This window comes from Aeromicrobium erythreum, from assembly GCF_001509405.1.
Classification (GTDB): domain Bacteria; phylum Actinomycetota; class Actinomycetes; order Propionibacteriales; family Nocardioidaceae; genus Aeromicrobium; species Aeromicrobium erythreum.
The window spans coordinates 3,195,425-3,219,063 of sequence record NZ_CP011502.1 but is presented as its reverse complement, the minus strand read 5'-3'; the positions used below and the strand labels follow the sequence as shown (position 1 = coordinate 3,219,063).

22 protein-coding genes are annotated in these 23,639 nt (G+C 72.2%); 13 read left to right on the top strand and 9 right to left on the bottom strand.

Annotated elements, in window-relative coordinates; all coding sequences use genetic code 11:
- The first annotated feature begins 68 nt into the window (after positions 1–68).
- From Aeryth_RS15370 to Aeryth_RS15345, 6 genes are all read left to right on the top strand, one after another.
- On the top strand, positions 69–2,693 hold the full coding sequence (locus Aeryth_RS15370; protein WP_067860491.1) for a putative bifunctional diguanylate cyclase/phosphodiesterase: 2,625 nt from the start codon (positions 69–71) through the stop codon (positions 2,691–2,693).
- Between the two features lie 100 nt (positions 2,694–2,793).
- Positions 2,794–3,462 (top strand): HNH endonuclease family protein, encoded by a 669-nt coding sequence (locus tag Aeryth_RS18390; protein WP_083516488.1) that lies wholly within the window; start codon positions 2,794–2,796, stop codon positions 3,460–3,462.
- 272 nt (positions 3,463–3,734) lie between these two features.
- A complete protein-coding gene (locus Aeryth_RS15360) occupies positions 3,735–5,285 on the top strand; it encodes a Re/Si-specific NAD(P)(+) transhydrogenase subunit alpha (RefSeq protein WP_067860489.1) in 1,551 nt (516 codons plus the stop codon).
- A gap of 5 nt (positions 5,286–5,290) precedes the next feature.
- The gene (gene pntB / locus Aeryth_RS15355; RefSeq protein WP_067860487.1) at positions 5,291–6,679 is read left to right on the top strand and encodes a Re/Si-specific NAD(P)(+) transhydrogenase subunit beta; all 1,389 of its coding nucleotides are present in this window, start codon (positions 5,291–5,293) and stop codon (positions 6,677–6,679) included.
- A 114-nt stretch (positions 6,680–6,793) separates the two neighbouring features.
- Complete coding sequence (locus Aeryth_RS15350; RefSeq protein WP_067860485.1) at positions 6,794–7,111, top strand: ArsR/SmtB family transcription factor; 318 nt, start codon at positions 6,794–6,796, stop codon at positions 7,109–7,111.
- Complete coding sequence (locus Aeryth_RS15345; protein WP_067860483.1) at positions 7,108–7,428, top strand: hypothetical protein; 321 nt, start codon at positions 7,108–7,110, stop codon at positions 7,426–7,428. The genes Aeryth_RS15350 and Aeryth_RS15345 overlap by 4 nt, the downstream gene beginning before the upstream one ends.
- 7 nt (positions 7,429–7,435) lie before the next feature.
- Here the strand turns inward: Aeryth_RS15345 and Aeryth_RS18495 are convergent, their stop codons facing one another.
- The 9 genes from Aeryth_RS18495 to Aeryth_RS15300 form a co-directional block, all read right to left on the bottom strand.
- Positions 7,436–8,461: a CobW family GTP-binding protein gene (locus Aeryth_RS18495; RefSeq protein ID WP_067860481.1), complete on the bottom strand. Its 1,026-nt coding sequence runs from the start codon at positions 8,459–8,461 to the stop codon at positions 7,436–7,438.
- A 73-nt stretch (positions 8,462–8,534) separates the two neighbouring features.
- Positions 8,535–9,980: an MFS transporter gene (locus tag Aeryth_RS15335; protein ID WP_067860479.1), complete on the bottom strand. Its 1,446-nt coding sequence runs from the start codon at positions 9,978–9,980 to the stop codon at positions 8,535–8,537.
- Positions 9,981–10,035: 55 nt separating this feature from the next.
- Entirely contained in the window at positions 10,036–10,620 is a 585-nt protein-coding gene (locus Aeryth_RS15330; protein WP_067860477.1) for a hypothetical protein, read from the bottom strand.
- Positions 10,617–11,276 carry a hypothetical protein gene (locus tag Aeryth_RS15325; protein WP_067860475.1) on the bottom strand — a complete coding sequence of 220 codons (660 nt, stop codon included), beginning with the start codon at positions 11,274–11,276 and terminating at the stop codon, positions 10,617–10,619. The genes Aeryth_RS15330 and Aeryth_RS15325 overlap by 4 nt, the downstream gene beginning before the upstream one ends.
- Before the next feature lie 51 nt (positions 11,277–11,327).
- Positions 11,328–11,843 carry a hypothetical protein gene (locus Aeryth_RS15320; RefSeq protein WP_067860473.1) on the bottom strand — a complete coding sequence of 172 codons (516 nt, stop codon included), beginning with the start codon at positions 11,841–11,843 and terminating at the stop codon, positions 11,328–11,330.
- 77 nt (positions 11,844–11,920) lie between these two features.
- Positions 11,921–12,580: a hypothetical protein gene (locus tag Aeryth_RS15315; protein ID WP_067860471.1), complete on the bottom strand. Its 660-nt coding sequence runs from the start codon at positions 12,578–12,580 to the stop codon at positions 11,921–11,923.
- Positions 12,581–12,642: 62 nt separating this feature from the next.
- Positions 12,643–13,245, bottom strand: a complete 603-nt coding sequence (locus tag Aeryth_RS15310) for a hypothetical protein (RefSeq protein ID WP_067860469.1) — start codon at positions 13,243–13,245, stop codon at positions 12,643–12,645.
- Between the two features lie 14 nt (positions 13,246–13,259).
- Entirely contained in the window at positions 13,260–13,901 is a 642-nt protein-coding gene (upp, locus tag Aeryth_RS15305) for a uracil phosphoribosyltransferase (RefSeq protein ID WP_067860466.1), read from the bottom strand.
- A gap of 116 nt (positions 13,902–14,017) precedes the next feature.
- Positions 14,018–15,259 carry a D-arabinono-1,4-lactone oxidase gene (locus Aeryth_RS15300; RefSeq protein ID WP_202967678.1) on the bottom strand — a complete coding sequence of 414 codons (1,242 nt, stop codon included), beginning with the start codon at positions 15,257–15,259 and terminating at the stop codon, positions 14,018–14,020.
- Positions 15,260–15,463: 204 nt separating this feature from the next.
- Between Aeryth_RS15300 and Aeryth_RS15295 the strand changes: the two genes are divergently transcribed.
- The 7 genes from Aeryth_RS15295 to Aeryth_RS15265 all read left to right on the top strand — a co-directional run bounded on the left by Aeryth_RS15295 (position 15,464) and on the right by Aeryth_RS15265 (position 23,633).
- Positions 15,464–16,456, top strand: coding sequence for an ABC transporter substrate-binding protein (locus Aeryth_RS15295; RefSeq protein WP_067860460.1), 993 nt, complete (start codon positions 15,464–15,466; stop codon positions 16,454–16,456).
- A gap of 88 nt (positions 16,457–16,544) precedes the next feature.
- Positions 16,545–18,173: a sugar ABC transporter ATP-binding protein gene (locus tag Aeryth_RS15290; RefSeq protein ID WP_083516486.1), complete on the top strand. Its 1,629-nt coding sequence runs from the start codon at positions 16,545–16,547 to the stop codon at positions 18,171–18,173.
- A complete protein-coding gene (locus Aeryth_RS15285; RefSeq protein ID WP_067860456.1) occupies positions 18,166–19,203 on the top strand; it encodes an ABC transporter permease in 1,038 nt (345 codons plus the stop codon). The genes Aeryth_RS15290 and Aeryth_RS15285 overlap by 8 nt, the downstream gene beginning before the upstream one ends.
- On the top strand, positions 19,200–20,204 hold the full coding sequence (yjfF, locus tag Aeryth_RS15280; protein WP_067860454.1) for a galactofuranose ABC transporter, permease protein YjfF: 1,005 nt from the start codon (positions 19,200–19,202) through the stop codon (positions 20,202–20,204). Before Aeryth_RS15285 ends, yjfF begins: the two co-directional genes overlap by 4 nt.
- A complete protein-coding gene (locus Aeryth_RS15275) occupies positions 20,201–21,247 on the top strand; it encodes a LacI family DNA-binding transcriptional regulator (protein WP_067860452.1) in 1,047 nt (348 codons plus the stop codon). Before yjfF ends, Aeryth_RS15275 begins: the two co-directional genes overlap by 4 nt.
- On the top strand, positions 21,244–22,962 hold the full coding sequence (araB, locus tag Aeryth_RS15270) for a ribulokinase (protein ID WP_067860450.1): 1,719 nt from the start codon (positions 21,244–21,246) through the stop codon (positions 22,960–22,962). Before Aeryth_RS15275 ends, araB begins: the two co-directional genes overlap by 4 nt.
- A complete protein-coding gene (locus Aeryth_RS15265; protein WP_067860448.1) occupies positions 22,959–23,633 on the top strand; it encodes an L-ribulose-5-phosphate 4-epimerase in 675 nt (224 codons plus the stop codon). The genes araB and Aeryth_RS15265 overlap by 4 nt, the downstream gene beginning before the upstream one ends.
- Positions 23,634–23,639 lie beyond the last annotated feature (6 nt).

Sequence of the window (23,639 nt, the reverse complement as noted above, 5' to 3'; positions counted from 1 at the left end):
CTACCCGGGTGGCCTCACCGAGGTCTACGCTTCTCCGCAGGTGGAACGTCGGGAGGGGACTGCCTGAGATGGAGCGGCTGCTCGGCCTCGAGAGCAGCGCCCCGCGCACGCGGACGCGATCCGCGGCGCTGGCGCTGGGCTTCGCCGTGCTCTTCGCCCTGGCGTTCCTCGCCGGCCGTGCGACCCGCGTGCCCCCGGCGCAGCTGGCGCTCGCCTGGCCGGCTGCCGGCGTGGTCATCCTCTGGCTGCTCGCGGCCCGCAGCTCGCTCGAGCGGATCGTCGCGTGCGTCGTCGTGGTGGTGGTCAGCGGTGTGCTCAACCAGCTCACCGGCACCGAGCCGCTGGGGGCCTGGCTCTTCGGCCTGGTCAACCTGTCGCACGGTGCCGTGGGTGCGGTCCTGCTGCATCGCTGGCGTCCGGCCTGGCTCCGCTCGACGTGGACGACGCTCGGCGACGTCGGCGTGCTGCTCGGCGTGGCAGCCGCGGCCGCCACCACCAGCGGGCTGCTGGGGTCGCTGGTGGCGTGGTGGCGCTTCGACGAGCCGTTCCTCGAGGGCCTGTTCATCATCGGCTTCCGCAACGTGGTCAGCTCCTTCGTCGTGCTGAACGCGCTGTTGGCGCTGCCCCAGCTCTGGCGCACCCGGCGCGAGCGGGGAGCGGGGTGCCCGCTGACGGTGGCTGCAGGACTCGTGGTCACGGGCGCGCTGCTCTGGCTGCCGTGGCCGGTCGACTTCGCCATCGTGCCGATCGTCGTCGTCGTGGCACTGCGCTGCGGCGCGCAGGCGACGTCGGTGCTGGTGGCGCTGCAGGGCGTGCTCGTCGTCGCCGCGACGGTAGCCGGCAACGGACAGTTCGCGTCGCTCGACGACCCCCAGGCGAGGGTCGTCGCGGCGCAGGCCTTCGTCCTCGTGCTGGCCGTCGTAGGCGTGGTGCTGGCGACGCTCGAGGACGCCCGCGACGCCGCGCTCGTGCAGAGCCGGCGCGACCGCGACCAGCTGCAGGACCACATGGAGGCGGCGCTGCTGGCGTCGGCGCACGTGGTGGTCGACCCCGACGGCTTCGTGCACGTCGACGCCGTGAACGCGGCGCTCGTGACGCTCACCGGCCGACCCCGGCACGCGCTCCTCGGGGTCGATCCGCGCACCTGGTTCGTCGACGACGACGTCGAGGCCTTCCGCCAGGGCGTCTGCGAGCTGACGCTGGGCCGCGCGCTCGGCTGGCGCACCCAGCTGCGGCTCGACGACGCGTGGGGCGGCGGATGGGTCGACGTGGCGCTGGCGCTCGTCGACCCCGACCTCGACCCGAGCCTCTCGCTCGGGGGGTCGGGTGCGTCGTCGGCGGCCATCACGCTGCAGATGATCGACGTGACCGCGCAGAAGGAGGCCGAGCAGGCGCTCGCCCACGCGGCCCTCCACGACGACCTCACGGGCCTGGCCAACCGGGCCCTGTGGGCGGACTCGCTGGAGCGCGCCGCGCAGGTGGTCGGGTCCGAGCGGCCGGCCCTCGCGGTGATGTTCATCGACGTCGACCGCTTCAAGCAGGTCAACGACGGCCGTGGTCACGCGGTCGGCGACGCGGTGCTCGTCGAGCTCGCCGAGCGGCTCTCCGCCCTCGTCGGCGACGGCGCCACCGTCGCCCGGCTCGGCGGCGACGAGTTCGTGGTCCTGTGCACGTCGGCGGGGACGCGTGAGGAGCTCGCCGCCGAGGCGCAGCGGATCATGGACCGCCTGTCGGAGCCCGTCGTGCTGCAGGACGGCACGACGGTCTCCGTGACCGTCAGCATCGGCATCGCCGCCGCCGACGAGCAGGCCGAGGCGCCTCTGCTCCTGCGCCACGCCGACCAGGCGCTCTACGCGGCGAAGGACCGTGGTCGCGGCCGGGCGGAGTTCTACGACCCGACCGTGCACGCCGGCATCGAGTCGTCGGCGCGGCTGCTCGTCGACCTCGAGCGGGCGCAGGCCTCGGGGGAGTTCTCGCTCGTCTTCCAGCCCATCGTCGACGTCGCCACCGGCTACCTCCACGCGGTCGAGGCCCTGCTGCGCTGGGACCACCCGATCCGGGGCCAGCTGCGTCCGGGCGACTTCATGCCCGTGCTGGAGGTCAGCGACCTGATGCACCAGGTGGGCGACGGGGTGCTCCGCGGGGCGTGCGCGCACGCGGCCGCGCTGGCTGCCCAGGGCACGCCGGTGCCGGTGCACGTGAACGTCTCGGCCGTCGAGCTGGGTCGGGCGGGTCTGGTGGCACGGGTGCTGTCGGTGCTCGACGAGGTCGGGCTGCCGCCGTCGATGCTCGTCCTCGAGATCACCGAGACGCAGCTGCTCGACGTGACGGGCGGTCTGGTCGTCGACCTCTTCGCCCTGCGCGACCACGGGGTGCGGATCGCGGTGGATGACTTCGGGACGGGCTACAGCACTCTGGCGCACCTCGTCGACCTGCCCGTCGACGTCGTCAAGCTCGACGGGTCGTTCGTCGCCCGCATGACGCACTCGCGCCGGGCGCGCTCGGTCTGCGCCGGGGTGGTCGCGATGGCCCAGGGGATCGGCATCGACGTCGTGGCCGAGGGAGTGGAGACGGCGGAGCAGCAGACCGCGCTCGAGTCGCTCGGCTACCGGCTGCTCCAGGGCTACCACCTGGGCCGGCCGGCTCCCGCCACGCCACCGACGGCCGGCGTGGGCGCGCAGGGACGCGGTTGATGACGTTCGGGTGAACGTCTGGTTCCGAGCCTTCCGGACGGGCGACGGCGCAGCCTAGGGTCCTCTCGACCTGACCAGTGACTTCGGGGGGAGTCCCGCCATGCCGCTTCGTGCTGCCTCGTCCACCGTCCACGTCCGTCCCGCCGTCGGGCGGCGACGGCGCCGCCTCACCCACGTCGTCGGCCTGCTGGTCGCGACGCTCGTCGCGACCGTCCTCGTCGCACCAGCCGCGTCGGCGTCGCCGGAGTCGCAGCTCGCCGAGCTGACCGTGCGGGCGGAGGCCAACGGCACGACCTACGACCGCGACGCGTTCCGGCACTGGATCGACGCCGACGGCGACGGCTGCAACACGCGCGCCGAGGTGCTCATGGACGAGTCGTCGTCGGCGACCGGGCGCACCGGCACCTGCACGATCACGTCGGGCTCCTGGCTGTCGCGTTACGACAACGTGCGCTTCACCGACGCGGGAAGCCTCGACATCGACCACATGGTGCCGTTGAAGGAGGCGTGGATCTCCGGTGCTTCGGGCTGGACGGCGAGTCGACGCGAGTCGTTCGCCAACGACCTCGGCGACGCCCGCAGCCTGATCGCGGTGTCGGCGTCGACGAACCGGTCCAAGAGCGACCAGGATCCGGACTCCTGGCTCCCGCCCGCCACCGGCTACCGCTGCACGTACGTGTCGGACTGGATCGCCGTGAAGTACCGGTGGGGTCTCAGCGTCGACTCCGCCGAGAAGGCCGCCCTGCAGGACGTCCTGGCCGGCTGCTGACGCCCGGCTCGACCCGTCGCCGTCGATGCTGATTCCCATCAATGGATGGGAATCCCTCGCTCACCTGGGGTTGCATCCGCAGGTGAGTGAGGGAGAACCATGGTGGGCTGCTGGTTCCCATGAACTGATGGGAACCAGCAGCCAGGTGGCCATTGAGGGCGGAACGCGTGAACTTGTCGTCCGGATGGCCGGAAGTTTCAGATACCGCCAGTACCTGAGACACCGGTCTCATCCAGTGGTCGGTTCCCGAGGCCTCCGCTAGTGTCCGCGGAATGAGGATCGGAGTGGTCGCCGAGTCGCGTGCCGGGGAGACCCGGGTCGCTGCGACTCCCGCGACGGTCGCACGTCTGCTGAAGCTCGGGTACGACGTGAGCGTCGAGTCCGGGGCCGGGGCGAAGGCCGCGTTCGCCGACGAGGCGTTCGCGGAGGCCGGTGCCTCCGTCGTCACGGGGGAGGAGGCATGGACGGCCGACGTCGTCCTCAAGGTCAACCCGCCGAGCACCGCCGAGATCGACCGGCTCAACGACCATGCGACGCTGGTCAGCCTGATCGCGCCGGCGACCAGCCCCGAGCTGCTCGAGGCGCTGTCGGCCCGCCCGCTGACCGTCCTCGCGATGGATGCCGTGCCGCGCATCTCGCGGGCGCAGTCGATGGACGTGCTGTCGTCGATGGCCAACATCGCGGGCTACCGCGCGGTCGTCGAGGCGGCCCACGAGTTCGGCCGGTTCTTCACCGGGCAGGTCACGGCCGCCGGGAAGGTGCCGCCCGCCAAGGTGCTCGTCGCCGGCGCCGGCGTGGCCGGGCTCGCGGCGATCGGTGCCGCGTCCAGCCTCGGCGCCATCGTGCGCGCCACCGACCCGCGCCCCGAGGTCGCCGACCAGGTGAAGTCGATCGGCGGCGAGTACCTCGCGGTCGACGTCGAGGTCGAGAAGTCCACCGACGGCTACGCGAAGGCCACCAGCGAGGAGTACGACCGCCGCGCCGCGGAGATCTACTCCGAGCAGGCCGCCGACGTCGACATCGTGGTCACCACGGCGCTCATCCCTGGACGTCAGGCCCCGCGGCTGCTCACCGAGGCCGACGTCGCCTCGATGAAGCCCGGCAGCGTCATCGTCGACATGGCCGCGGCCCAGGGCGGCAACGTCGCGGGCTCGGTGGCGGGCGAGAAGGTCGTCACCGCGAACGGCGTGACGATCCTCGGCTACACCGACCTCGCCGGTCGCCTGCCCACGCAGGCCTCCCAGCTGTACGGGCAGAACCTCGTCAACCTGCTGACGCTGCTCACGCCGGGCAAGGACGGTCAGCTCGTCCTCGACCACTCCGACGTGGTGCAGCGTGGCGTGACCGTGGTGCACGACGGCGACGTCCTCTGGCCGCCGCCGCCCGTGCAGGTCTCGGCGGCACCCGCCCCGACGGCCGAGATGCCGGCCGTGCAGGAGAAGCCGGAGCCGCGCCCCGGCCTCACCCAGCGCGGCAAGTACCTTCTCATCGCCGCGGGCATCGCCGCCCTCTTCCTCGTCAACGCGTACGCGCCGCCGCCGCTGCCCGAGCACTTCTTCGTGCTCACGCTGTCGGTCGTCATCGGCTACTACGTGATCGGCAAGGTCCACCACGCCCTGCACACACCGCTCATGAGCGTCACCAACGCCATCAGCGGCATCATCGTCGTGGGTGCGCTGCTGCAGATCGGCGTCGGCGACGGGGCCGACAACGCGTGGGCGATCCGCCTGCTCGCGTTCGTCGCGGTGCTGCTGGCCTCCATCAACATCTTCGGCGGCTTCGCCGTGACCCGCCGCATGCTGAGCATGTTCTCGAAGGGCTGATCAGAGTGACTGCACAGAGCATCGCGACCGCGGCGTACATCGTCGCCGCCCTGCTGTTCATCCTCAGCCTCGCCGGGCTGAGCAAGCACGAGACCGCGCGCTCGGGTGTCGCCTACGGCATCGCCGGCATGACCATCGCCCTCGTCGCGACCATCGTGCTGGCCGTCGAGGACGCCGAGACGGTCGGCGTCGTCCTGCTGGTCGGTGCGATCGTGATCGGCGCGGGCATCGGCATCTGGCGGGCCCGCGAGGTCGAGATGACCGGCATGCCGGAGCTGATCGCGCTCCTGCACTCCTTCGTCGGCATGGCGGCCGTGCTCGTCGGCTGGAACGGCTACCTCGAGCACCCGGTGTACCCGTTGGAGTCGCTCGAGCGGATCCACTCGGCCGAGGTCTTCGTGGGCGTGTTCATCGGCGCCGTGACGTTCACCGGGTCGATCGTCGCGTACCTGAAGCTGAGCGCACGGATCAAGTCGTCGCCGCTCGTGCTGCCGGGCAAGAACTACCTCAACATCGGCGCGCTGGTGCTGTTCTTCGTGCTCACCGTCGTGTTCGTGGCGAGCCCGAACATCTGGCTGCTGATCCTGGTGACGGCCCTCGCCCTCGCCCTGGGCTGGCACCTCGTAGCCTCGATCGGCGGTGGCGACATGCCCGTCGTCGTGTCGATGCTCAACAGCTACTCGGGCTGGGCCGCGGCCGCAGCCGGCTTCCTGCTGAGCAACAACCTGCTGATCGTCACCGGCGCGCTCGTGGGCTCCTCGGGTGCGTACCTGAGCTACATCATGTGCCAGGCGATGAACCGCTCGTTCATCTCCGTGATCGCGGGCGGCTTCGGCATCGAGGCGCCGGCCGGCGAGGCGACGGACTACGGCGAGCACCGCGAGGTCGACGCCGAGGGCGTGGCCGAGCTGCTGAAGGACGCGTCGAGCGTCGTCATCACCCCGGGCTACGGCATGGCGGTGGCACAGGCGCAGTACCCGGTCGCCGACCTGACCCGCAAGCTGCGCGAGCGCGGCGTCGACGTGCGGTTCGGCATCCACCCGGTCGCCGGTCGGCTGCCCGGGCACATGAACGTGCTCCTCGCCGAGGCGAAGGTCCCGTACGACATCGTGCTCGAGATGGACGAGGTCAACGACGACCTCGCCGACACCGACGTGGTGCTCGTCATCGGCGCCAACGACACCGTGAACCCGGCCGCGGCGGAGGACCCGACCAGCCCGATCGCCGGCATGCCGGTGCTGCGGGTGTGGGAGGCGTCGAACGTGGTGGTGTTCAAGCGCTCGATGGCCGCCGGGTACGCGGGGGTGCAGAACCCGCTGTTCTTCCGGGAGAACAGCCAGATGCTGTTCGGTGACGCGAAGGACCGCGTGGAGGACATCCTGCGCGCGCTGTGAGTCGGAGGTGCACGGTCGGCCGGTCGCCCGAGGGGTGGCCGGCCGTCGTGCTTCGTGGGAGAAGGGACGACGGATCGTGTTGACATGCACGGATTGCTATATAAGGATGTGTGCATGAGTGAGCGGGGTGACGCCGGGCGGGGGGACATCGACGCCTACGCGTCCGTCGCTGCACTCTTCGACGCCATGTCGACGCCGTTGCGCGCCGCTCTCGTGCACCGCCTGTGCGCGGGGGAGCAGACGGTCGGCGACCTCGTCGAGTGGACCGGGCGGTCGCAGCCGCTCGTGTCGCAGCACCTGAGGATCCTGCGCACCGCACGTCTCGTCTCGGGCGAGCGACGCGGACGCGAGGTCGTCTACTCCCTCACCGACGAGCACGTGGCCCACGTGCTCCTCGACGCCTTCCAGCACACCCAGGAGAACCACTTATGACCGTCATCGACCACCGCGAGGCCGAGAAGCACGACCACACGCACGGCCCGGGCTGCGGCCACGACGCCGTCGTCCACGAGGACCACGTCGACTACCTCCACGACGGCCACGTGCACCGTGAGCACGACGGCCACTACGACGAGTGCGCCACCTGTTCCTGTGCTCACTGCAGCGACAGCTGTGCGACCTGCACCTGCACCGACTGCACGTGCGCGACCTGCAACCACAACGTCTGCTCCTGCGCGCACTGCTCCGACAGCTGCGCCAACTGCGTGTGCAGCGACTGCACCTGCAGCACCTGCAAGCACGCCGCCTGAGTCGGGCTCAGCCCTCGACCCGCGCCCACTCCGGGCGCAGGTCGTCGGGCACCCAGCGCATGAGCGCCGCGTGGTCGTCGGGCGCGACCTCCTCCTGGGGGTCGCGCCCGACGTGCGTCAGCGCGACCTCCGCCGCGCGCTCGTCGAGCGTCGGGCCGAGGGCCACGAGCCGGCTCGTCGGCGCGGGCCTCGGTGCGGGGGTCACGCGCGGCAGCCCGCCGACGCGGTGCACCGTCCACCAGCGCGCGCCCCACGGCACGTCGAGCCGGACCACGCCCTTCAGCCGGTAGGCCTCCGGCAGTCCACCGTCGAGCAGCTCGGCGAGGCGTCGCGGGTGCACCAGCCCGTCGTGCTCCCAGGTGCTCGCGTGGACGTGCTGGTGCCCGCCGGGGAGGGGGAGGGCCTCGGCGAGGGACAGCTGACGGGGTCCGTCGTCCAGCGGCGCCGAGGCGTCGGCGAAGAGCTCGGGGTCGAGTGCGCCGTGCGGCGCGTCGACCACGGGCACCCCGGTGCGCAGCAGCGGCTCGAGCCGACGTCGCGCCTCGTCGACGGGGACGGAGTTGGGCAGGTCGGTCTTCGTCAGCGCCACGAGGTCGGCGCGAGCCAGGCCGGCGGGGTCGAGCAGCGTGTCGTCGTCGGCCCAGGCGCGCGCGTCGAGGACGTGCAGCAGCCCGCCTGCCTGCCCCGGGTGCCGCACGGCGCGGTGGAGACGAGCGGCGAGCGTCGCAGGGTCGGCCACCCCGCTCGACTCCACCAGCACCAGGTCGAGTCCGGCGCGCGTCGACGTCAGCTGCTCCAGCGTCGAGTCGAGCGTGTCGTCGTCGACCCGGCAGCAGACGCACCCGCCGGCCAGCGAGAGCGTGGCCGCCGACCCGGCGTCGACGAGCAGCGCGTCGACGTCGACGGCGCCGAAGTCGTTGACCAGCACGCCCACCCGACGTCGGCCCCGGTGGGCGAGCAGGTGGTTGAGGATCGTCGTCTTGCCGCTCCCGAGGCTGCCGGTGAGGGCGACGACGGGGACGGTGGCGGACACGGCCCGAGGATACGGACCCTGACTGTGACGACCTGGCCCCGAATGGCCCCGTTCGAGGTCCAGGACGTCACGGTCAGCGGGGCTGTCGGGCGGTGCGCCAGGCGAGCACTGCCGCCGCGAGGGCGAGGGCCAGGACGGCGAGCGCGACGAGCAGCGAGACCTGGATGCCGGCGTCGCCGTCGGAGCGTCCCGCGACCACCTGGTAGGTGGTGGCCAGCAGTGCCGCGCCGAGCGAGGAGCCGATGCGCTGGCCGGTCTGCAGGGCCCCGCCGGCCGCGCCACCCATCCGCGGCGGCACCTCCTGGAGGGTCAGCGTGATGTTCGGCGACACGACGGCGCCGCCGCCGAGACCGGCCAGCAGCAGGAACGGGGAGAGCGCCCACCAGAGGTCGTCGGTGGGGCGACCGGGCGCGACCAGCGCGGCACCGAGGACGCCGACCATCATGACGCCGAGCGCGATGACCGTGAGTGGTCGACCGACCGTGCTGACCAGCCGTCCGGCGAGCGGGGACGTGATCGCCGACCCGAGGGCGAACGGGGTCAGGAGCAGCCCGGCGTGCAGCGCGCTGACGTCGCGCGCGTCCTGCAGCCACACCGACGCGACCAGGAACACGCCCGTGAACCCGGTGAAGTAGACGGTGCCGACGAGCAGCCCGTTGCCGTACCCGGGGAGGCGGCGCAGCAGGTCGAGGTCGAGCAGGGGGTCGTGGCCGAGTCGCTTCTCGCGGTGCTCCCAGCGCACGAACGCCCACGCGAACACCGGCACGCCGACGAGCAGCCCGAGCGGCCAGCGCGCACCCGACTCGAGGCTGACGAGCGGGTAGAGCAGGCAGAGCACGGACACCCCGAGAAGCGCCGCGCCGAGGGTGTCGATGCGGCCGGGCGTGCTGTCGTCCTCGCGTCCGGGGACCATGCGGGCGACGGCGATCGCGGCGACCACGCCGATCGGCACGTTGACGAGGAACACGAGCCGCCAGCCGAGCTCCTCGCCGACCAGGCCGATGACGAGACCGCCGAGGAGCGGTCCGGTGGCCGACGCGAGCGAGACGGTGAGGCCGAAGTAGCCGAACGCGCGGCCCCGCTCGGCGCCGGAGAACAACTGCTGGATGAGCCCCGAGCTCTGGGGCGTGAGGAGCCCGGCCGACGCGCCCTGGAGCAGTCGGGCGACGACGACCAGCTCGGCGGTGGGCGCGAGCCCGACCGCGGCGCTCGAGGCGACGAACCCGGCCAGGCCGATCAGCATGAGCCGTCTGCGGCCGTACGCGTCGCCGAGGCGTCCGCCCGCCACGAGGGTCAGGCCGAACGTGAGCGCGTAGCCGGAGACCACCCACTGCACGGTCGAGGCCGACGTGTCGAGCCCCTTCTGGATCGAGGGGATCGCGACGTTGACGATGGTGACGTCGAGCAGCGACATGAAGCCGACGACCAGGGTGACCGCGAGGATCCGCCACCGCGCCGGGTTCGGCTCGTCCGAGGTGGTCGGTCGGTCCTCGTGGGTCTCGACCGGCTCCTCGCTCACCAGACCAGCGTGGCCGAGTCCGGGGTCGGCGCAAGCCGAACGGTGGGGCGTGGGATCAGATGATGGCGCCTGCGATGACGGCGAGCATGAACAGCACGAGCACGGTCTGTGTCAGCCGGGCGGTCCACGACGGCCGCTCGAACCACGGGTAGGCCTCCGGCACCAGCCGCAAGGCCCGCCGACGCGGCGCCTGCTGCGCCGGGCGGCCGATCGCGTCGACGATCGCCGGGAACCTGGTCCGCCATCGAGGGTCGGACAGGTGGAAGCCCTGGCGGCCGTCGGAGATGACGAGCTCGGACGGTCGCGGGTTCTCGGGGGTGCGGCGCGTGAGCACCACCCAGACGTCGCTACGCAGGTCGACGGTGCGTCGACGGTGGAATCCGATCCAGTACTCCACGCGGTCGAGGCCGATGACCAGTCGCTCGGTACGTACCGCCTGGTACTCCACCACGGTGGTCACCGTGTGGACGAGGACGATGAGACTGGGCACGAACCAGCCGCCGCCGAGGGCCGGCCTGAACACCACGAGAAGGAACGCCAGGAGGAGCACCATCGCGAGGGACTCCCGCCGCAGCACGGAGCGGAGGTCCGCGGGGTCCCACGGGGCGGGCGCGATCTCCACGCGTCCGGGGTCGCTCACAGCACCCCGGCCTGATGGCGTGCGACCACGACCGCGACTGCCACGAGGACGACGACGAGCAGGCCGACCACTGCGAGACGTCGGCGCCTGAGCTCGGGACGTCCCCAGGCCACGAAGGTCCGGTCGAGCACCGGCAGGGCCTCGGGCATTTGACGACGGACGAGGGTGACGCCCGACATCGGCGCGTCGACACCGGCGACGTCCGCCAGCTCGAGGTGCCGCGGAGCCCATCGAGGGTCGGTGAGCCGGAAACCGTCCTGACCGTCGGACAATGCCAGGTGCTGGGGCGAGGAGCCGTCATCCCGTCCGAGGCGGTACCGGACGGCCCGGAGATCGACCCCGCGCCGGACGCGGCCCCGCACCCGTCCGCGGCGCCACAGCGTGACCGTCTCCTCGTCGACGACGACCCGTTCGGGCCAGCGCACGACCGGGGCGACCACCGGTGCGACCAGACCGGCGAGCCCGAGGGCGACCGCGAGGCCGGCCAGCACCGGGGCGTGGTCGACGTTCGCCAGGGCGCCCGCACCCAAGCCGAGCGCCCCGACCAGATTCCAGCGCAGCTCGCGCGCCACCTGCGTGCGGCCCTGGGACTGCGACCAGCGCACGGGGAGGATCTCGACGGGCCACGGTGGCGTCGGCGACGTCGGACCGGTCATGGCCGACACCCTCCCACGCCCGTCGGCACCCCGTCAGCCGGATCGCGAGGCTCAGCGCAGGGCGAAGGCCACGACGATCGCGACGAGCACCACGACCAGCACGGCGAACGCGAGTGGGTGACGGGTGGACCAGTCGAACGCCTCCGGATGACGCCGGGCGGCGACCTTGGCTGACACGAGCGGAGCGGAGACCCCGAGGATCGTCAGCAGCTCCGGGTACCTCGGCGTCCAGCCGGCGTGGGTGAGCAGGATCCCGTCGCGACCGTCGGACATCGCCAGGGCCTGTGGTCCCGCTTCCGAATCGCCGCGGTAGAGGGAGAAGCGCCCGGCCCACAGGTCCTTGCGGGCCAGGCGGGACCGTGGCCGGCTCCGTCGCCCTCGGACGAGCTCCACCGTGTCGTCGATCAGCACGAGCCGCTCACGGGTCCCCCGCCACCACTCCCACGCCGCGCCAGAGGCGACCAGCACCGCCAACGTCAGCACGAGGAGTGCGAGCACCGGTCGGGGCTCGCGGTGGATGACGTACTGAACGAGGAGGGAGAGCACGAGGAGGGACCGGTAGAGCACGAGACCCCGCAGCGCGTCCTACTGCGGCTGCTCCGACCAGGGCACGGGGCGCAGGACACGGACGGGGTCGAGGTCGCTCATGGCCCTGCGCCCGTGAGGGCCCCGACCAGGTAGCCGGCGACCAAGCCCGCTGCCACGAGCACGACGACACCCACCGCGACCCGGGCCCAGCCCTGCGCACGGAGCGCGTCGAGGAGTCGCTCGAGGGCGGTGAAGCACTCCGGCATGCGTCGTCGGGCCCTGTCGTGGGTCAGTCGCGGCGCGGCCACCTCGGCGGCGAGGGCGATCGCCTCGAAGCGGGCGATCCACCGTGCGTCGCCGAGGCGGAACCCCGTGGTCCCGTCGGAGACGGCGAGGTGGATGAGACCCAGAGGTCGGCCGACCGGCCAGGGCACGTAGCGCGCGGCGCGCAGGGTCGGACCTCGTTGGAGACGGGCACGTAACCGCTTGCCGCGCCACCACTCCACCGTGCTCGCGGTGACGACGACTCGCTCGTGGCGCACCATCAGCAGCTCCGTCGCGTACGCCCCGAGCACCGCCAGCACGCCCGCCAGCACCACGACTGCGACCCACGGGTGCTGCTCGCTCGCGAGGGCCAGCCACAGGACCCCGGGTGTCAACGGCACGGCCAGCACCAGCAGGTCCCGCCACAGCCGCGCCGCGCCGTCGGCCTCGCGCCAGCCCAGGGGGCGCAGCACGAGCGCCGTGGCGTCCGCGTCAGGACCCGGCTCGGTCATGGCGCACACCCTTGCACGCCCGCGGTCGTCACCGCAGCCGATTGGCCGGACGTCCCCGCTGGTCAGGCGGTGAGGAGCGCCCCGACGACGGGGACGGCCACGATCGCGACCAACAGGCCGAGCACCGAGAGCCCCGCGACGAGGTTGGGGCGGCGCTCCCACAGCGGGAAGGCGTCCGGCACCAGCTGCTGCGCCTGGCGGTGGTCGACGGTGGGTGCCTCGACGCCCAGGGCCGTGAGGAGCTGCTCGTGCCGGACCAGCCACCGGTCGCTCGCCAGCCGCACGTGGTCACGACCGTCGTGCAGCAGCAGCTTCGGCAGCCCGAACGGGTGACCCGACGCCGACAGCCGGAACCGCAGGGCCCGGATCGGTGCGGTGCGGTCGAGGCGGTGGAGCAGCCGGTCGCCGCGGTACATCTCGAGCGTGCGCGCCGTGATCACCAGGCTCTCGCGCTGGTATGTGAGTCGCTCGTAGAGCAGGATCGAGGGCACCGTCACGACGACGGTCGGGACCGCGATCAGCAGCACGCCCAGCAGGCCCGTGCCGCGACCCGCCAGCAGCAGCAGCCCGACGGCCACGGCCAGCACCGCACCGGACGCCGCGATCCGACGGCGACGCTCGGCCCACCCCCACGGCCCCGGACGGAGCTCCTGCGTGACGGCCACGTCAGTCGGCCACGTCAGTCGGCGACGCCGTACAGCCGGTCGCCGGCGTCGCCGAGACCGGGGACGATGTAGCCGTTCTCGTCGAGACGCTCGTCGAGACCGGCGACGACGAGGGTGACGGGCACGCCGACCTCCGTCATCTCGCGCTCGATCCGCTCGATGCCCTCCGGGGCGGCGAGCAGGCACACGGCGGTGATGTGGTCGGCCCCGCGCTTCACCAGGAAGTGGATGGCGGCGGCGAGGCTGCCGCCGGTCGCGAGCATCGGGTCGAGCACGTAGCACTGGCGCCCGGACAGGTCGTCGGGCAGCCGCTCGGCGTAGGTGTCGGCCTCGAGCGTCGCCTCGTTGCGCACCATCCCGAGGAAGCCGACCTCGGCCGTGGGCAGCAGTCGCTGCATGCCCTCGAGCATGCCCAGGCCCGCGCGCAGGATCGGCACGACGAGCGGGCGCGGGTCGGCGAGCCGGACGCCCTGCGCCTGGGCGACCGGCGTCATCACCTGCACCGTCTCGACGCGGACGTCGCGCGTGGCCTCGTAGGCCAGCAGCGTCACCAGCTCGTCCGCGAGCCGACGGAACGTGGGGGAGTCGGTGGACGCGTCGCGCAGCACCGTGAGCTTGTGGGAGACGAGCGGGTGGTCGGCGACGTGGACGTGCATGACGTCGAGCCTAGTGCCAGCGCCGTCCGTCCCCACGATCCGGAACCCCATCGCCCGTTGCGGGCGCGAGAAAGGACGACCAGGTTCCGGATCGTGGGGACTCTCCAGCTGTCGGGCTAGGCGAGGACGCGGTCGTACCAGGGGCCGGCGAGCACGCCGTCGGGGTCGAGGCGTCGGCGCAGCGCCTCGAAGTCGGGCAGGCGCGGGTAGAGGCCGCGCACGTCGAGCGCGAAGTGCTTGCCCCAGTGCGGGCGCGGCGCGAACGGCGCGAGCGCGTGCTCGACCACGAGGGCCGCGGCCGAGGAGAGCGTGAGGTCGGCCGTCCAGGTGAAGTGGAAGGAGCAGGTGTCCTGCCCCGACTGCGGGCTCAGCCACAGCTCGTCCGCCGCGATGGCGCGGATCTCCGACGTCAGCAGGGCGGAGTCGAGCAAGTGCCCGACCTCCTGCAGGGCGCGCGCGGCTGCGGGTCCGTGCTCGGCCGCCAGGTGGTACTCCGACTGCACCTCGTCGCCCGCGCTCGGCAGGAACCCCGGCCGGAAGTGCGGCAGCCGTTCCACCCACGGCCCGGGCACGCCCTGCTGGGCCGTGCAGTGCACCGGGTCGAGGCCGGGGATCGGGTGCAGCTCCTCCGTGGCCGGCGCCAGCCCGAGCGTCTCCCACCCCGGGGCGGGGTCGGGGTCGCCGTCGCGCCACTTCACCCACACGTGGCTGGGCGCGTCGTCCCAGCGGGTGAAGACGCTGACGCTGCGGCCGAGGCGGTGCAGGTCGGCGAGCCGGTCGGGCAGGCTCGCGACGTCGGCGTCGGGGAGCACCACCTGGCGGTGGTCGACAGCGGGCACGGCGTCGAGCTCGAGCGCCGTGACCACGCCGAGGAGGCCGAGGTTGACGACCACGCCGTCGAAGTCCGGGTCGCCGCGGCGGACGGTCGCGACGTCGCCAGATGTGAGCACCAGCTCGACCGCCCGAACCTGCGTGGCGAGGTTGCCGGTCCGCGTGCCCGACCCGTGCGTCGCGGTCGCGACCGCGCCGGCGACGTTCAGGTGCGGCAGCGAGGCCAGGTTGGCCAGGGCCAGCCCGTGCGGCGCGAGCTCCTCGGCCAGCCGTGCGTGGGTCAGGCCGGCGCCGACCCGCACGGCGGCTCCGTCGTCCAGCACGTCGACGGTGTCGAAGGCCGTCAGTGCGACGGCCTCGGCCCCGTCGGCGACGTCGTTGAAGGTGTGGCCGGTGCCCACCGGGCGCAGGCGCGGGGTGGTCGTGACCAGGCGGCGCAGCGCGTCGAGGTCGGCGGGACGGTGCTCGGCGGCGAAGTGGTACGGGACGGTGCCGGACCAGCTGCTCCGGCGCGGGGTGGTGGTCACACCGCATCCTCCCATGGGGGGCGGCCATTGTGAGCGTTCACAATTTCTTCGTCGAACTGCTTGACGCGGTGTGTTGTGAGCGTTAACAATCAGGCATCAGTGATGCAGGTCACGTGCCAGCGTCGCCAGTGTGTCCGGTTGTCCGCCCGCCACACGAGCCCCCCGCAGGTGCCGTCCCGGCGCCGAACCAGATGGAGGAAAGCAGTGTTCAAGAAGGTCATCACGGTCGCAGCAGGCCTGGCCCTGCTCGGTGGCATGACGGCGTGCGGCAGCAGCTCGGACGGCGGCAACGGCGGATCCGGCGGCGACGGACTGACCATGGGCTTCGCCCAGGTCGGTGCCGAGAGCGGCTGGCGCTCCGCCAACACGACGTCGATCCGCGAGACGGCGAAGAAGGACGGCGTCGACCTCAAGTTCTCCGACGCCCAGCAGAAGCAGGAGAACCAGATCAAGGCGATCCGCTCCTACATCCAGCAGAAGGTCGACGTCATCGCCTTCAGCCCGGTCGTCGAGACCGGCTGGGACGCGGTGCTGCAGGAGGCCAAGCGGGCCAAGATCCCGGTCATCCTGACCGACCGCGCCGTCGACTCCGACGACGACTCGCTCTACGTCACCTTCCTCGGCTCCGACTTCGTCGAGGAGGGCGAGAAGGCCGGCCAGTGGCTCGTCGACAACGCCCAGGACGCCGACGTCGACAAGAACGGCGACGTGAACGTCGTCGAGCTGCAGGGCACCACGGGTGCCGCGCCGGCCATCGACCGCAAGAAGGGCTTCGAGGACGTCACGTCGTCCGACGACGCGATCAAGATCATCGCCTCCCAGACGGGCGACTTCACGCGCGACGGCGGCAAGAAGGTCATGGAGGCGTTCCTGCAGTCCCACGACGACATCGACGTCGTCTACGCGCACAACGACGACATGGGTCTCGGCGCGATCGAGGCGATCGAGGCCGCCGGCAAGAAGCCCGGCACGGACATCAAGATCATCACGGTCGACGCCGTGAAGGACGGGATGACGGCGCTGAGCGAGGGCAAGATCAACTTCATCGTCGAGTGCAACCCGCTGCTCGGACCCCAGCTCATGGAGCTGGCGAAGAAGGTCGTCGCCGGTGAGGACGTGCCGAAGCGGGTCGTCACCGAGGAGACGACGTTCACGCAGGACCAGGCGAAGCAGGTGCTGGCCGACCGCCAGTACTGAGCCTGCCCGTGACGGGGCGGGGTCGCTGCCACGACCTCGCCCCGTCCCACCCCGACCGTCCCGTCCGCTCGACCGTGAGGAGCACGTCATGAGCGCAGGAACCGCCGCCGCGAGGGCCGAGACCCCCGCTGCCCGACCCGCTCCGCGCGCCGACAGCGCGGTGGAGCCCGTGGTCGAGCTGACCGGCATCGAGATCGGCTTCCCCGGCGTCAAGGCGCTCGACGGCGTGAGCCTGCGACTCCTGCCGGGGGAGGTGCACGCGCTCATGGGCGAGAACGGTGCCGGCAAGTCGACGCTGATCAAGGCGCTGACCGGCGTCTACGCCATCGACGCCGGGTCCCTCAGGGTCGACGGCCAGGAGCACCGGTTCTCCGGCCCGGCCGAGAGCCAGGCCGCCGGGATCAGCACGGTCTACCAGGAGGTCAACCTCTGCACCAACCTCACGGTCGCGGAGAACATGCTCCTCGGACGCGAGCCGCGACGCTTCGGCCGCATCCACACCCGCGCCATGAACCGCCGGGCCGCGGAGGTGCTCGCGCGCCTCGGTCTCGACGTCGACCCGACCTCGACCCTCGGCAGCCACCCGATCGCCGTGCAGCAGCTCGTCGCCATCGCGCGGGCCGTCGACGTCGACGCCAAGGTGCTCGTGCTCGACGAGCCGACGTCGAGCCTGGACGCCGACGAGGTCCGCGTGCTCTTCGACGTCGTGCGCTCCCTGCGCGACCAGGGCGTCGCGGTGCTCTTCGTCTCGCACTTCCTCGACCAGGTCTTCGAGCTCTCCGACCGGATGACGGTGCTGCGCAACGGTCGGTTCGTCGCCGAGCACCGGACGGCGGAGATCACGCAGCTCGAGCTCGTGCAGGAGATGATCGGCCGCGAGCTGGAGGTGCTCGAGCGGCTCGACCGCCAGCCCGCCGACCCGGCCGCTCCCGCCGCCGAGCCCGTGCTCAAGGTCGTCGGCCTGGGCCGCTCGGGCGAGCTCGAGGCCACCGACCTCGCCCTGCACGAGGGGGAGGTCGTCGGCGTGGCCGGGCTGCTCGGCTCGGGTCGCACCGAGCTGGCGCGGCTCCTCGTCGGCGCCGACGTCGCGGACCGCGGCGAGGTGCAGGTGCAGGGTCGGACCCGTCCCTGGCGCTCCCCGCGCCAGGCCATCGACGCCGGCGTCGCGTTCTCCAGCGAGGACCGTCGGGCCGAGGGCGTGGTCGGCGACCTGACCGTCGCCGACAACATGATCCTCGCGCTGCAGGCCACGCGAGGCTGGCTGCGCCCCGTGCCGCAGCGCACCAAGGACGAGCTCGTCCGCCGCTACATCGAGGCCCTCGACATCCGACCGGCCGACCCGAACGCCCTCATGCGCAACCTCAGCGGCGGCAACCAGCAGAAGGTGCTGCTGGCCCGCTGGCTGATCACCGAGCCGCGGCTCCTGGTCCTCGACGAGCCGACCCGCGGCATCGACGTGGGCGCAAAGGCACAGATCCAGCAGCTCGTCGCCGAGCTGGCCGCCGACGGGATGGCCGTCGTGTTCATCTCCGCGGAGCTCGAGGAGGTGCTGCGGCTCGCCGACCGCGTCGTCGTCATGCGCGACCGCCGCAAGGTGGCCGAGCAGGTCAACGACGGCCTCGAGGTCTCCGACGTGCTCCGCACCATCGCGGGTGCCGGCGAGTCCGCCGTGGCGCTCGAGGTCGTCCCCGACGCCGAGGAGGCTCCCCGTGCCTGACGTCCGTGCGCTCCTGCGCAGCTCTCTCGTGTGGCCCGTCGTGGCCCTGCTCGCCCTCGTGGCGCTCAACGTCGTCGTCAACCCCGGCTTCCTGTCGGTGCGCCTGCAGGACGGCCGGCTCTACGGGAGCGTCATCGACATCCTGCGCAACGGGGCTCCCGTGCTGCTCGTCGCGCTCGGCATGACCCTCGTCATCGCGACCCGCGGCATCGACCTCTCGGTGGGCGCCATCGCCGCCATCTCCGGGGCCGTGGCCTGCGTGCAGATCGCGGGCTCGAACCAGGAGTCCGCCGCCGGCACGGCCATCGTCGCGATGACGACGGCGCTCGCCGTCGCCGTCCTGCTCGGCCTCTGGAACGGCTTCCTCGTCTCCGTGCTGGGCATCCAGCCCATCATCGCGACGCTGGTGCTCATGACCGCCGGACGTGGTCTCGCGATGCTCGTCACCGACGGGCAGATCACCACGGTCACGAACCCGACGTTCAAGCTGATCGGCGCCGGGTTCTTCCTGGCCGTGCCCGTGGCCGTCCTGGTCGCCCTGGTCGTCTTCGGAGCCACGGCGCTGCTGACCCGGCGCACCGCGCTCGGGATGCTCATCGAGGCCGTCGGCATCAACCCCGAGGCCAGCCGCCTCGCCGGGGTCCGCAGCCGCACGATCATCTGGACCGTCTACGTGTTCGCCGCGTTCTGCGCCGGGGTCGCCGGCCTGATGATCGCCTCCAACACGAGCGCGGCCGACGCCAACAACGCCGGCCTCTGGATCGAGCTCGACGCGATCCTCGCGGTCGTCATCGGCGGCACCTCGCTCGCCGGTGGCCGGTTCTCGCTGGCCGGCACGTTCGTCGGGGCGCTGTTCATCCAGACCCTCGCGACGACCATCCCCAGCATCGGCATCCCGGCGGAGACGAACTACCTGTTCAAGGCCGTCGCCGTGATCGCGGTCTGCCTGCTCCAGTCCCCGCAGGTCCGCAGCACGCTCGCGGCCCGCCGCACGACCCCCTCCCGCGCGAAGGCAGGTGTCCCCGCATGACCACCGCGACCGTCCCCGCCGGATCGGCGCTCGACCGGCTCAAGGGCTTCACGCCCCCCGACCGCTACCTGCCGGTCGTCGCCACCCTCGCCGTCTTCGTCGGCATGTTCGGCCTCGGGTCGGCCCGCTACGAGGGCTTCGCGTCGCCGCAGGTCGTCGCCAACCTGTTCGTCGACAACGCGTTCCTCATCGTGCTGGCCGTCGGCATGACGTTCGTCATCCTCACCGGGGGCATCGACCTGAGCGTCGGCTCGGTGGTGGCGCTGTCGACGATGGTGGCCGCGTCGACGCTGCAGGCCGGCTGGAACCCGGGGCTCGCCATCGCCGCGGTGCTCGCGACCGGTGTCGTCATCGGGCTGTTCCACGGGGTGGTGATCCACTACCTCGGCATCCAGCCCTTCATCGCGACGCTCGCCGGCATGTTCCTCGCCCGTGGGCTCTGCTACCTCATCGACGTCGAGTCGATCCCGATCCGCGACCCGTTCTTCACCGACCTCGCGAGCCGCACCGTGACCCTCCCGGGCGGGGTGTACGTGACGTGGACGGCGCTGCTCGCGCTCGGCGTCGTGGGTGTCGCCGCCTGGGTGCTGCACCTGACCCGCTTCGGGCGCACGGTCTACGCCGTCGGCGGCAGCGAGGCGTCGGCGCTGCTCATGGGTCTGCGCGTCGCGCGGGTCAAGGTCGGGGTCTACGTCGTGAGCGGCTTCTGCTCGGCGCTGGCCGGGCTGCTGTTCTCGCTCTACATGCTCTCGGGGTACAGCCTGCACGCGGTCGGCATGGAGCTCGACGCCATCGCCGCGGTGGTCATCGGCGGGACGCTGCTCGTCGGCGGACGTGGGATGGTGCTGGGGTCGCTGCTCGGGGTGCTCGTGCTGGGGACCATCCAGACGTTCATCTCCTTCGACGGCACGCTGAGCTCGTGGTGGACCAAGATCTCGATCGGGGTCCTCCTGCTGGTGTTCGTCGTCATGCAGCGCTTCTTCACCAGGAGGCAGGCATGACCGTCAGGCCCGACCAGTCCCGCACCCCCGTGATGGCCGACGTGGCCGCGCTCGCCGGGGTCTCTCACCAGACCGTCTCGCGCGTCGTCAACGGGCTCCCGCACGTCGGCGAGGCCACCCGGCAGCGGGTGCTCGCCGCGATCGAGGAGCTCGACTACCGGCCCAACACGGCCGCCCGCACGCTCGTCACCCGCCGCTCGTCGATCATCGGCATCATCAGCACCGAGACCGGTCTGTACGGGCCGAACAGCATCCACCGCACGGTCGAGGAGGCAGCCCGCGAGGCCGGCTACTTCGCCGGTTCGGTAGGGCTGAAGACGATCACCGCCGACGGCCTCGCCGCCGCCGTGGACCACCTGCGCCGCCAGTCCGTCGAGGGCATCGTCATGATCGCTGCGCAGCACGAGGCCCTCGACCTCGTGCGACGGTCCGACCCGGGCGTGCCGCTCGTGGTCGTCGAGGGCGACCTGTCGCGCGCGACGTTCGCCGTCGGCGTCGATCAGCACCGGGGCGCCGTCATCGCCACCCAGCACCTCGTCGACCTCGGCCGTCGCCGGATCGCCCACGTGAGCGGACCGCACGGCTGGACCGAGGCCGAGGCGCGCGCCCAGGGCTGGAGCGACACCGTCGCGACGGCGGGGCTGCAGCCCGGGCCGCTGCTCGAGGGCGACTGGACGGCCGAGCGGGGTTACGCGCTCGGTCTCGAGCTCGCCGTGCTGCGCGACGTCGACGCCGTGTTCGTCGCCAACGACCAGATGGCGATCGGGGTGCTCCGCGCGCTCCAGGAGTCGGGTCTGTCGGTGCCGGACGACGTCAGCGTCGTCGGCTTCGACGACTCGCCGGAGGCGGGCTACCTGATCCCGCCGCTCACGACCGTGCACCAGGACTTCCCCGAGGTCGGCCGCCGGGCGATCGCCGTGCTCCACGCGGCCATCGTCGGCGGGACCGAGGACGTCGACCGACTGGTGGAGCCGACCCTCGTGGTCCGCGCCAGCACCACCCCGCGCGCCCCGCGCGACCGGCCCTCCGGAGGAGCGCGATGACCGAGCACGAGCACGACCACGAGGACGCCTACGTCGTCGGCGTCGACTACGGCACCCTGTCCGGTCGCGCCCTCGTGGTGCGCGTGTCCGACGGTGCCGAGCTGGGGTCGGCCGTGCACCCCTACCGGCACGCGGTCCTCGAGCGGTGCCTGCCATCGGACCTCACCGGCGGTGCGGAGGTGGCGCTCGAGCCCGACTGGGCGCTGCAGGTGCCGCAGGACTACCGCGAGGTGCTCCAGGTCGCCGTCCCTGCCGCCGTCGAGGCCGCCGGGGTCGACCCGAGCCGTGTCATCGGCATCGCCACCGACTTCACCGCCTGCACGATGGTGCCCACGCTCCACGACGGCACGCCGCTGAACGAGGTCGACGGGTACGCCGACCGCCCCCACGCCTACGTCAAGCTCTGGAAGCACCACGCCGCCCAGGCGCAGGCCGACCGCATCAACGCGCTCGCCGCACAGCGGGGGGAGACGTGGCTCGCCCGCTACGGCGGCCTTCTGTCGTCGGAGTGGGAGCTGGCCAAGGGGCTGCAGCTGCTCGAGGAGGACCCCGACGTCTACGCCCGCACCGAGCGGTGGGTCGAGGCGGCCGACTGGATCGTCTGGGAGCTGTGCGGCACGTACGTGCGCAACGCGTGCTCGGCGGGCTACAAGGGCGTCCTGCAGGACGGTGCCTACCCGTCAGCCGACTTCCTCGCAGCGCTCAACCCCGCGTTCGCCGACTACGTCGAGACCAAGGTCGAGCAGCCGATCGGCCAGCTCGGCGACCGCGCAGGCTCGCTGTCCGCACGCGCCGCCGCCTGGACCGGGCTGCCCGAGGGCATCGCGGTGGCCGTCGGCAACGTCGACGCGCACGTGAGCGCACCGGCCGCGCAGGCCGTGGACCACGGCCAGATGGTGGCCATCATGGGCACCTCCACGTGCCACGTGATGAGCGCCGGCGTGCTGCGCGAGGTGCCCGGGATGTGCGGGGTCGTCGACGGCGGCATCGTCGCCGGCAGCTGGGGCTACGAGGCCGGCCAGAGCGGCGTCGGCGACATCTTCGGCTGGTTCGTCGAGCACGGCGTGCCGCCGTACATCCACGCGGAGGCGGCCGCCGCCGGCCGCAGCGTGCACGAGCACCTCACCGCCCTCGCCGCGCAGCAGGAGGTCGGCGAGCACGGGCTCGTCGCGCTCGACTGGCACAGCGGCAACCGTTCCGTCCTGGTCGACCACGAGCTCTCGGGTCTCGTCGTCGGCCAGACCCTCGCGACCCGGCCGGAGGACGTGTACCGCGCCCTCATCGAGGCGACCGCCTTCGGCACCCGCACCATCATCGAGGCCTTCACCTCCTCCGGCGTCCCCGTCGAGGAGCTCGTGGTGGCCGGCGGGCTGTCGAAGAACCACCTGCTCATGCAGGTCTACGCCGACGTGACGCGCCTGCCGCTGTCCGTCGTCGGGTCCGAGCAGGGCCCAGCCCTGGGCTCTGCTCTCCATGCCGCCGTCGCGGCCGGCGCGTACGCGGACATACGCGCCGCCGCGAAGGCCATGGGGTCCGTGCAGCGCGGTGTGTTCGTCCCGGACGAGGAGTCGGCGCTCGCGTACGACGCCCTGTTCGCCGAGTACACCGCGCTGCACGACCACTTCGGCCGGGGCGGCAACGACGTGATGCACCGCCTGCGCACGGTGCGACGCGACGCCGTGCGGCGTCGACGGACCAGGAAGGACGCCTCATGACCGTCACCGCCGACGTCACCGAGACGCTGCGGACCCTGCGCGCCCAGGTGAGCGCGCTGCACGCGGAGCTCACCCGCTACGAGCTCGTCGTGTGGACCGCCGGCAACGTGTCGGCACGGGTGCCCGGGCACGACCTCATGGTGATCAAGCCGAGCGGCGTCTCCTACGACGACCTCACCCCCGAGAACATGGTGCTCTGCGACCTCGACGGCGAGGTCAAGGAGGGCGACCTCGCCCCCAGCTCCGACACGGCCGCGCAGGCGTACGTCTACCGGCACCTGCCGCACGTGGGGGGCGTGGTGCACACCCACTCCACGTACGCGACCGCCTGGGCGTCGCGCGCCGAGCCCATCCCCTGCGTGCTGACGATGATGGCCGACGAGTTCGGGGGCGAGATCCCCGTCGGGCCGTTCGCCCTGATCGGCGACGACTCCATCGGTCGGGGCATCGTCGAGACGCTGCGCGGCAGCCGCTCGCCGGCCGTCCTCATGCAGAACCACGGCGTCTTCACCATCGGCAAGGACGCCCGCGCCGCGGTCAAGGCCGCCGTCATGTGCGAGGACGTCGCCCGCACGGTGCACGTGGCCCGCCAGCTCGGCGAGCCCGTGCCGATCCCCGAGCAGCAGGTGACGAGCCTGTTCGACCGCTACCAGAACGTCTACGGCCAATGAGCCTTG

What these genes read in the sequence shown, in the direction of transcription:
- Aeryth_RS15370 (WP_067860491.1), top strand. Translation starts at nt 69, where the DNA reads ATGGAGCGGCTGCTCGGCCTCGAGAGCAGCGCCCCGCGCACGCGGACG.
- Aeryth_RS18390 (WP_083516488.1), top strand. Translation starts at nt 2,794, where the DNA reads ATGCCGCTTCGTGCTGCCTCGTCCACCGTCCACGTCCGTCCCGCCGTC.
- Aeryth_RS15360 (WP_067860489.1), top strand. Translation starts at nt 3,735, where the DNA reads ATGAGGATCGGAGTGGTCGCCGAGTCGCGTGCCGGGGAGACCCGGGTC.
- Aeryth_RS15350 (WP_067860485.1), top strand. Translation starts at nt 6,794, where the DNA reads ATGAGTGAGCGGGGTGACGCCGGGCGGGGGGACATCGACGCCTACGCG.
- Aeryth_RS15345 (WP_067860483.1), top strand. Translation starts at nt 7,108, where the DNA reads ATGACCGTCATCGACCACCGCGAGGCCGAGAAGCACGACCACACGCAC.
- Aeryth_RS15325 (WP_067860475.1), bottom strand. Translation starts at nt 11,276, where the DNA reads ATGACCGGTCCGACGTCGCCGACGCCACCGTGGCCCGTCGAGATCCTC.
- Aeryth_RS15315 (WP_067860471.1), bottom strand. Translation starts at nt 12,580, where the DNA reads ATGACCGAGCCGGGTCCTGACGCGGACGCCACGGCGCTCGTGCTGCGC.
- upp (WP_067860466.1), bottom strand. Translation starts at nt 13,901, where the DNA reads ATGCACGTCCACGTCGCCGACCACCCGCTCGTCTCCCACAAGCTCACG.
- Aeryth_RS15290 (WP_083516486.1), top strand. Translation starts at nt 16,545, where the DNA reads ATGAGCGCAGGAACCGCCGCCGCGAGGGCCGAGACCCCCGCTGCCCGA.
- yjfF (WP_067860454.1), top strand. Translation starts at nt 19,200, where the DNA reads ATGACCACCGCGACCGTCCCCGCCGGATCGGCGCTCGACCGGCTCAAG.
- Aeryth_RS15275 (WP_067860452.1), top strand. Translation starts at nt 20,201, where the DNA reads ATGACCGTCAGGCCCGACCAGTCCCGCACCCCCGTGATGGCCGACGTG.
- araB (WP_067860450.1), top strand. Translation starts at nt 21,244, where the DNA reads ATGACCGAGCACGAGCACGACCACGAGGACGCCTACGTCGTCGGCGTC.
- Aeryth_RS15265 (WP_067860448.1), top strand. Translation starts at nt 22,959, where the DNA reads ATGACCGTCACCGCCGACGTCACCGAGACGCTGCGGACCCTGCGCGCC.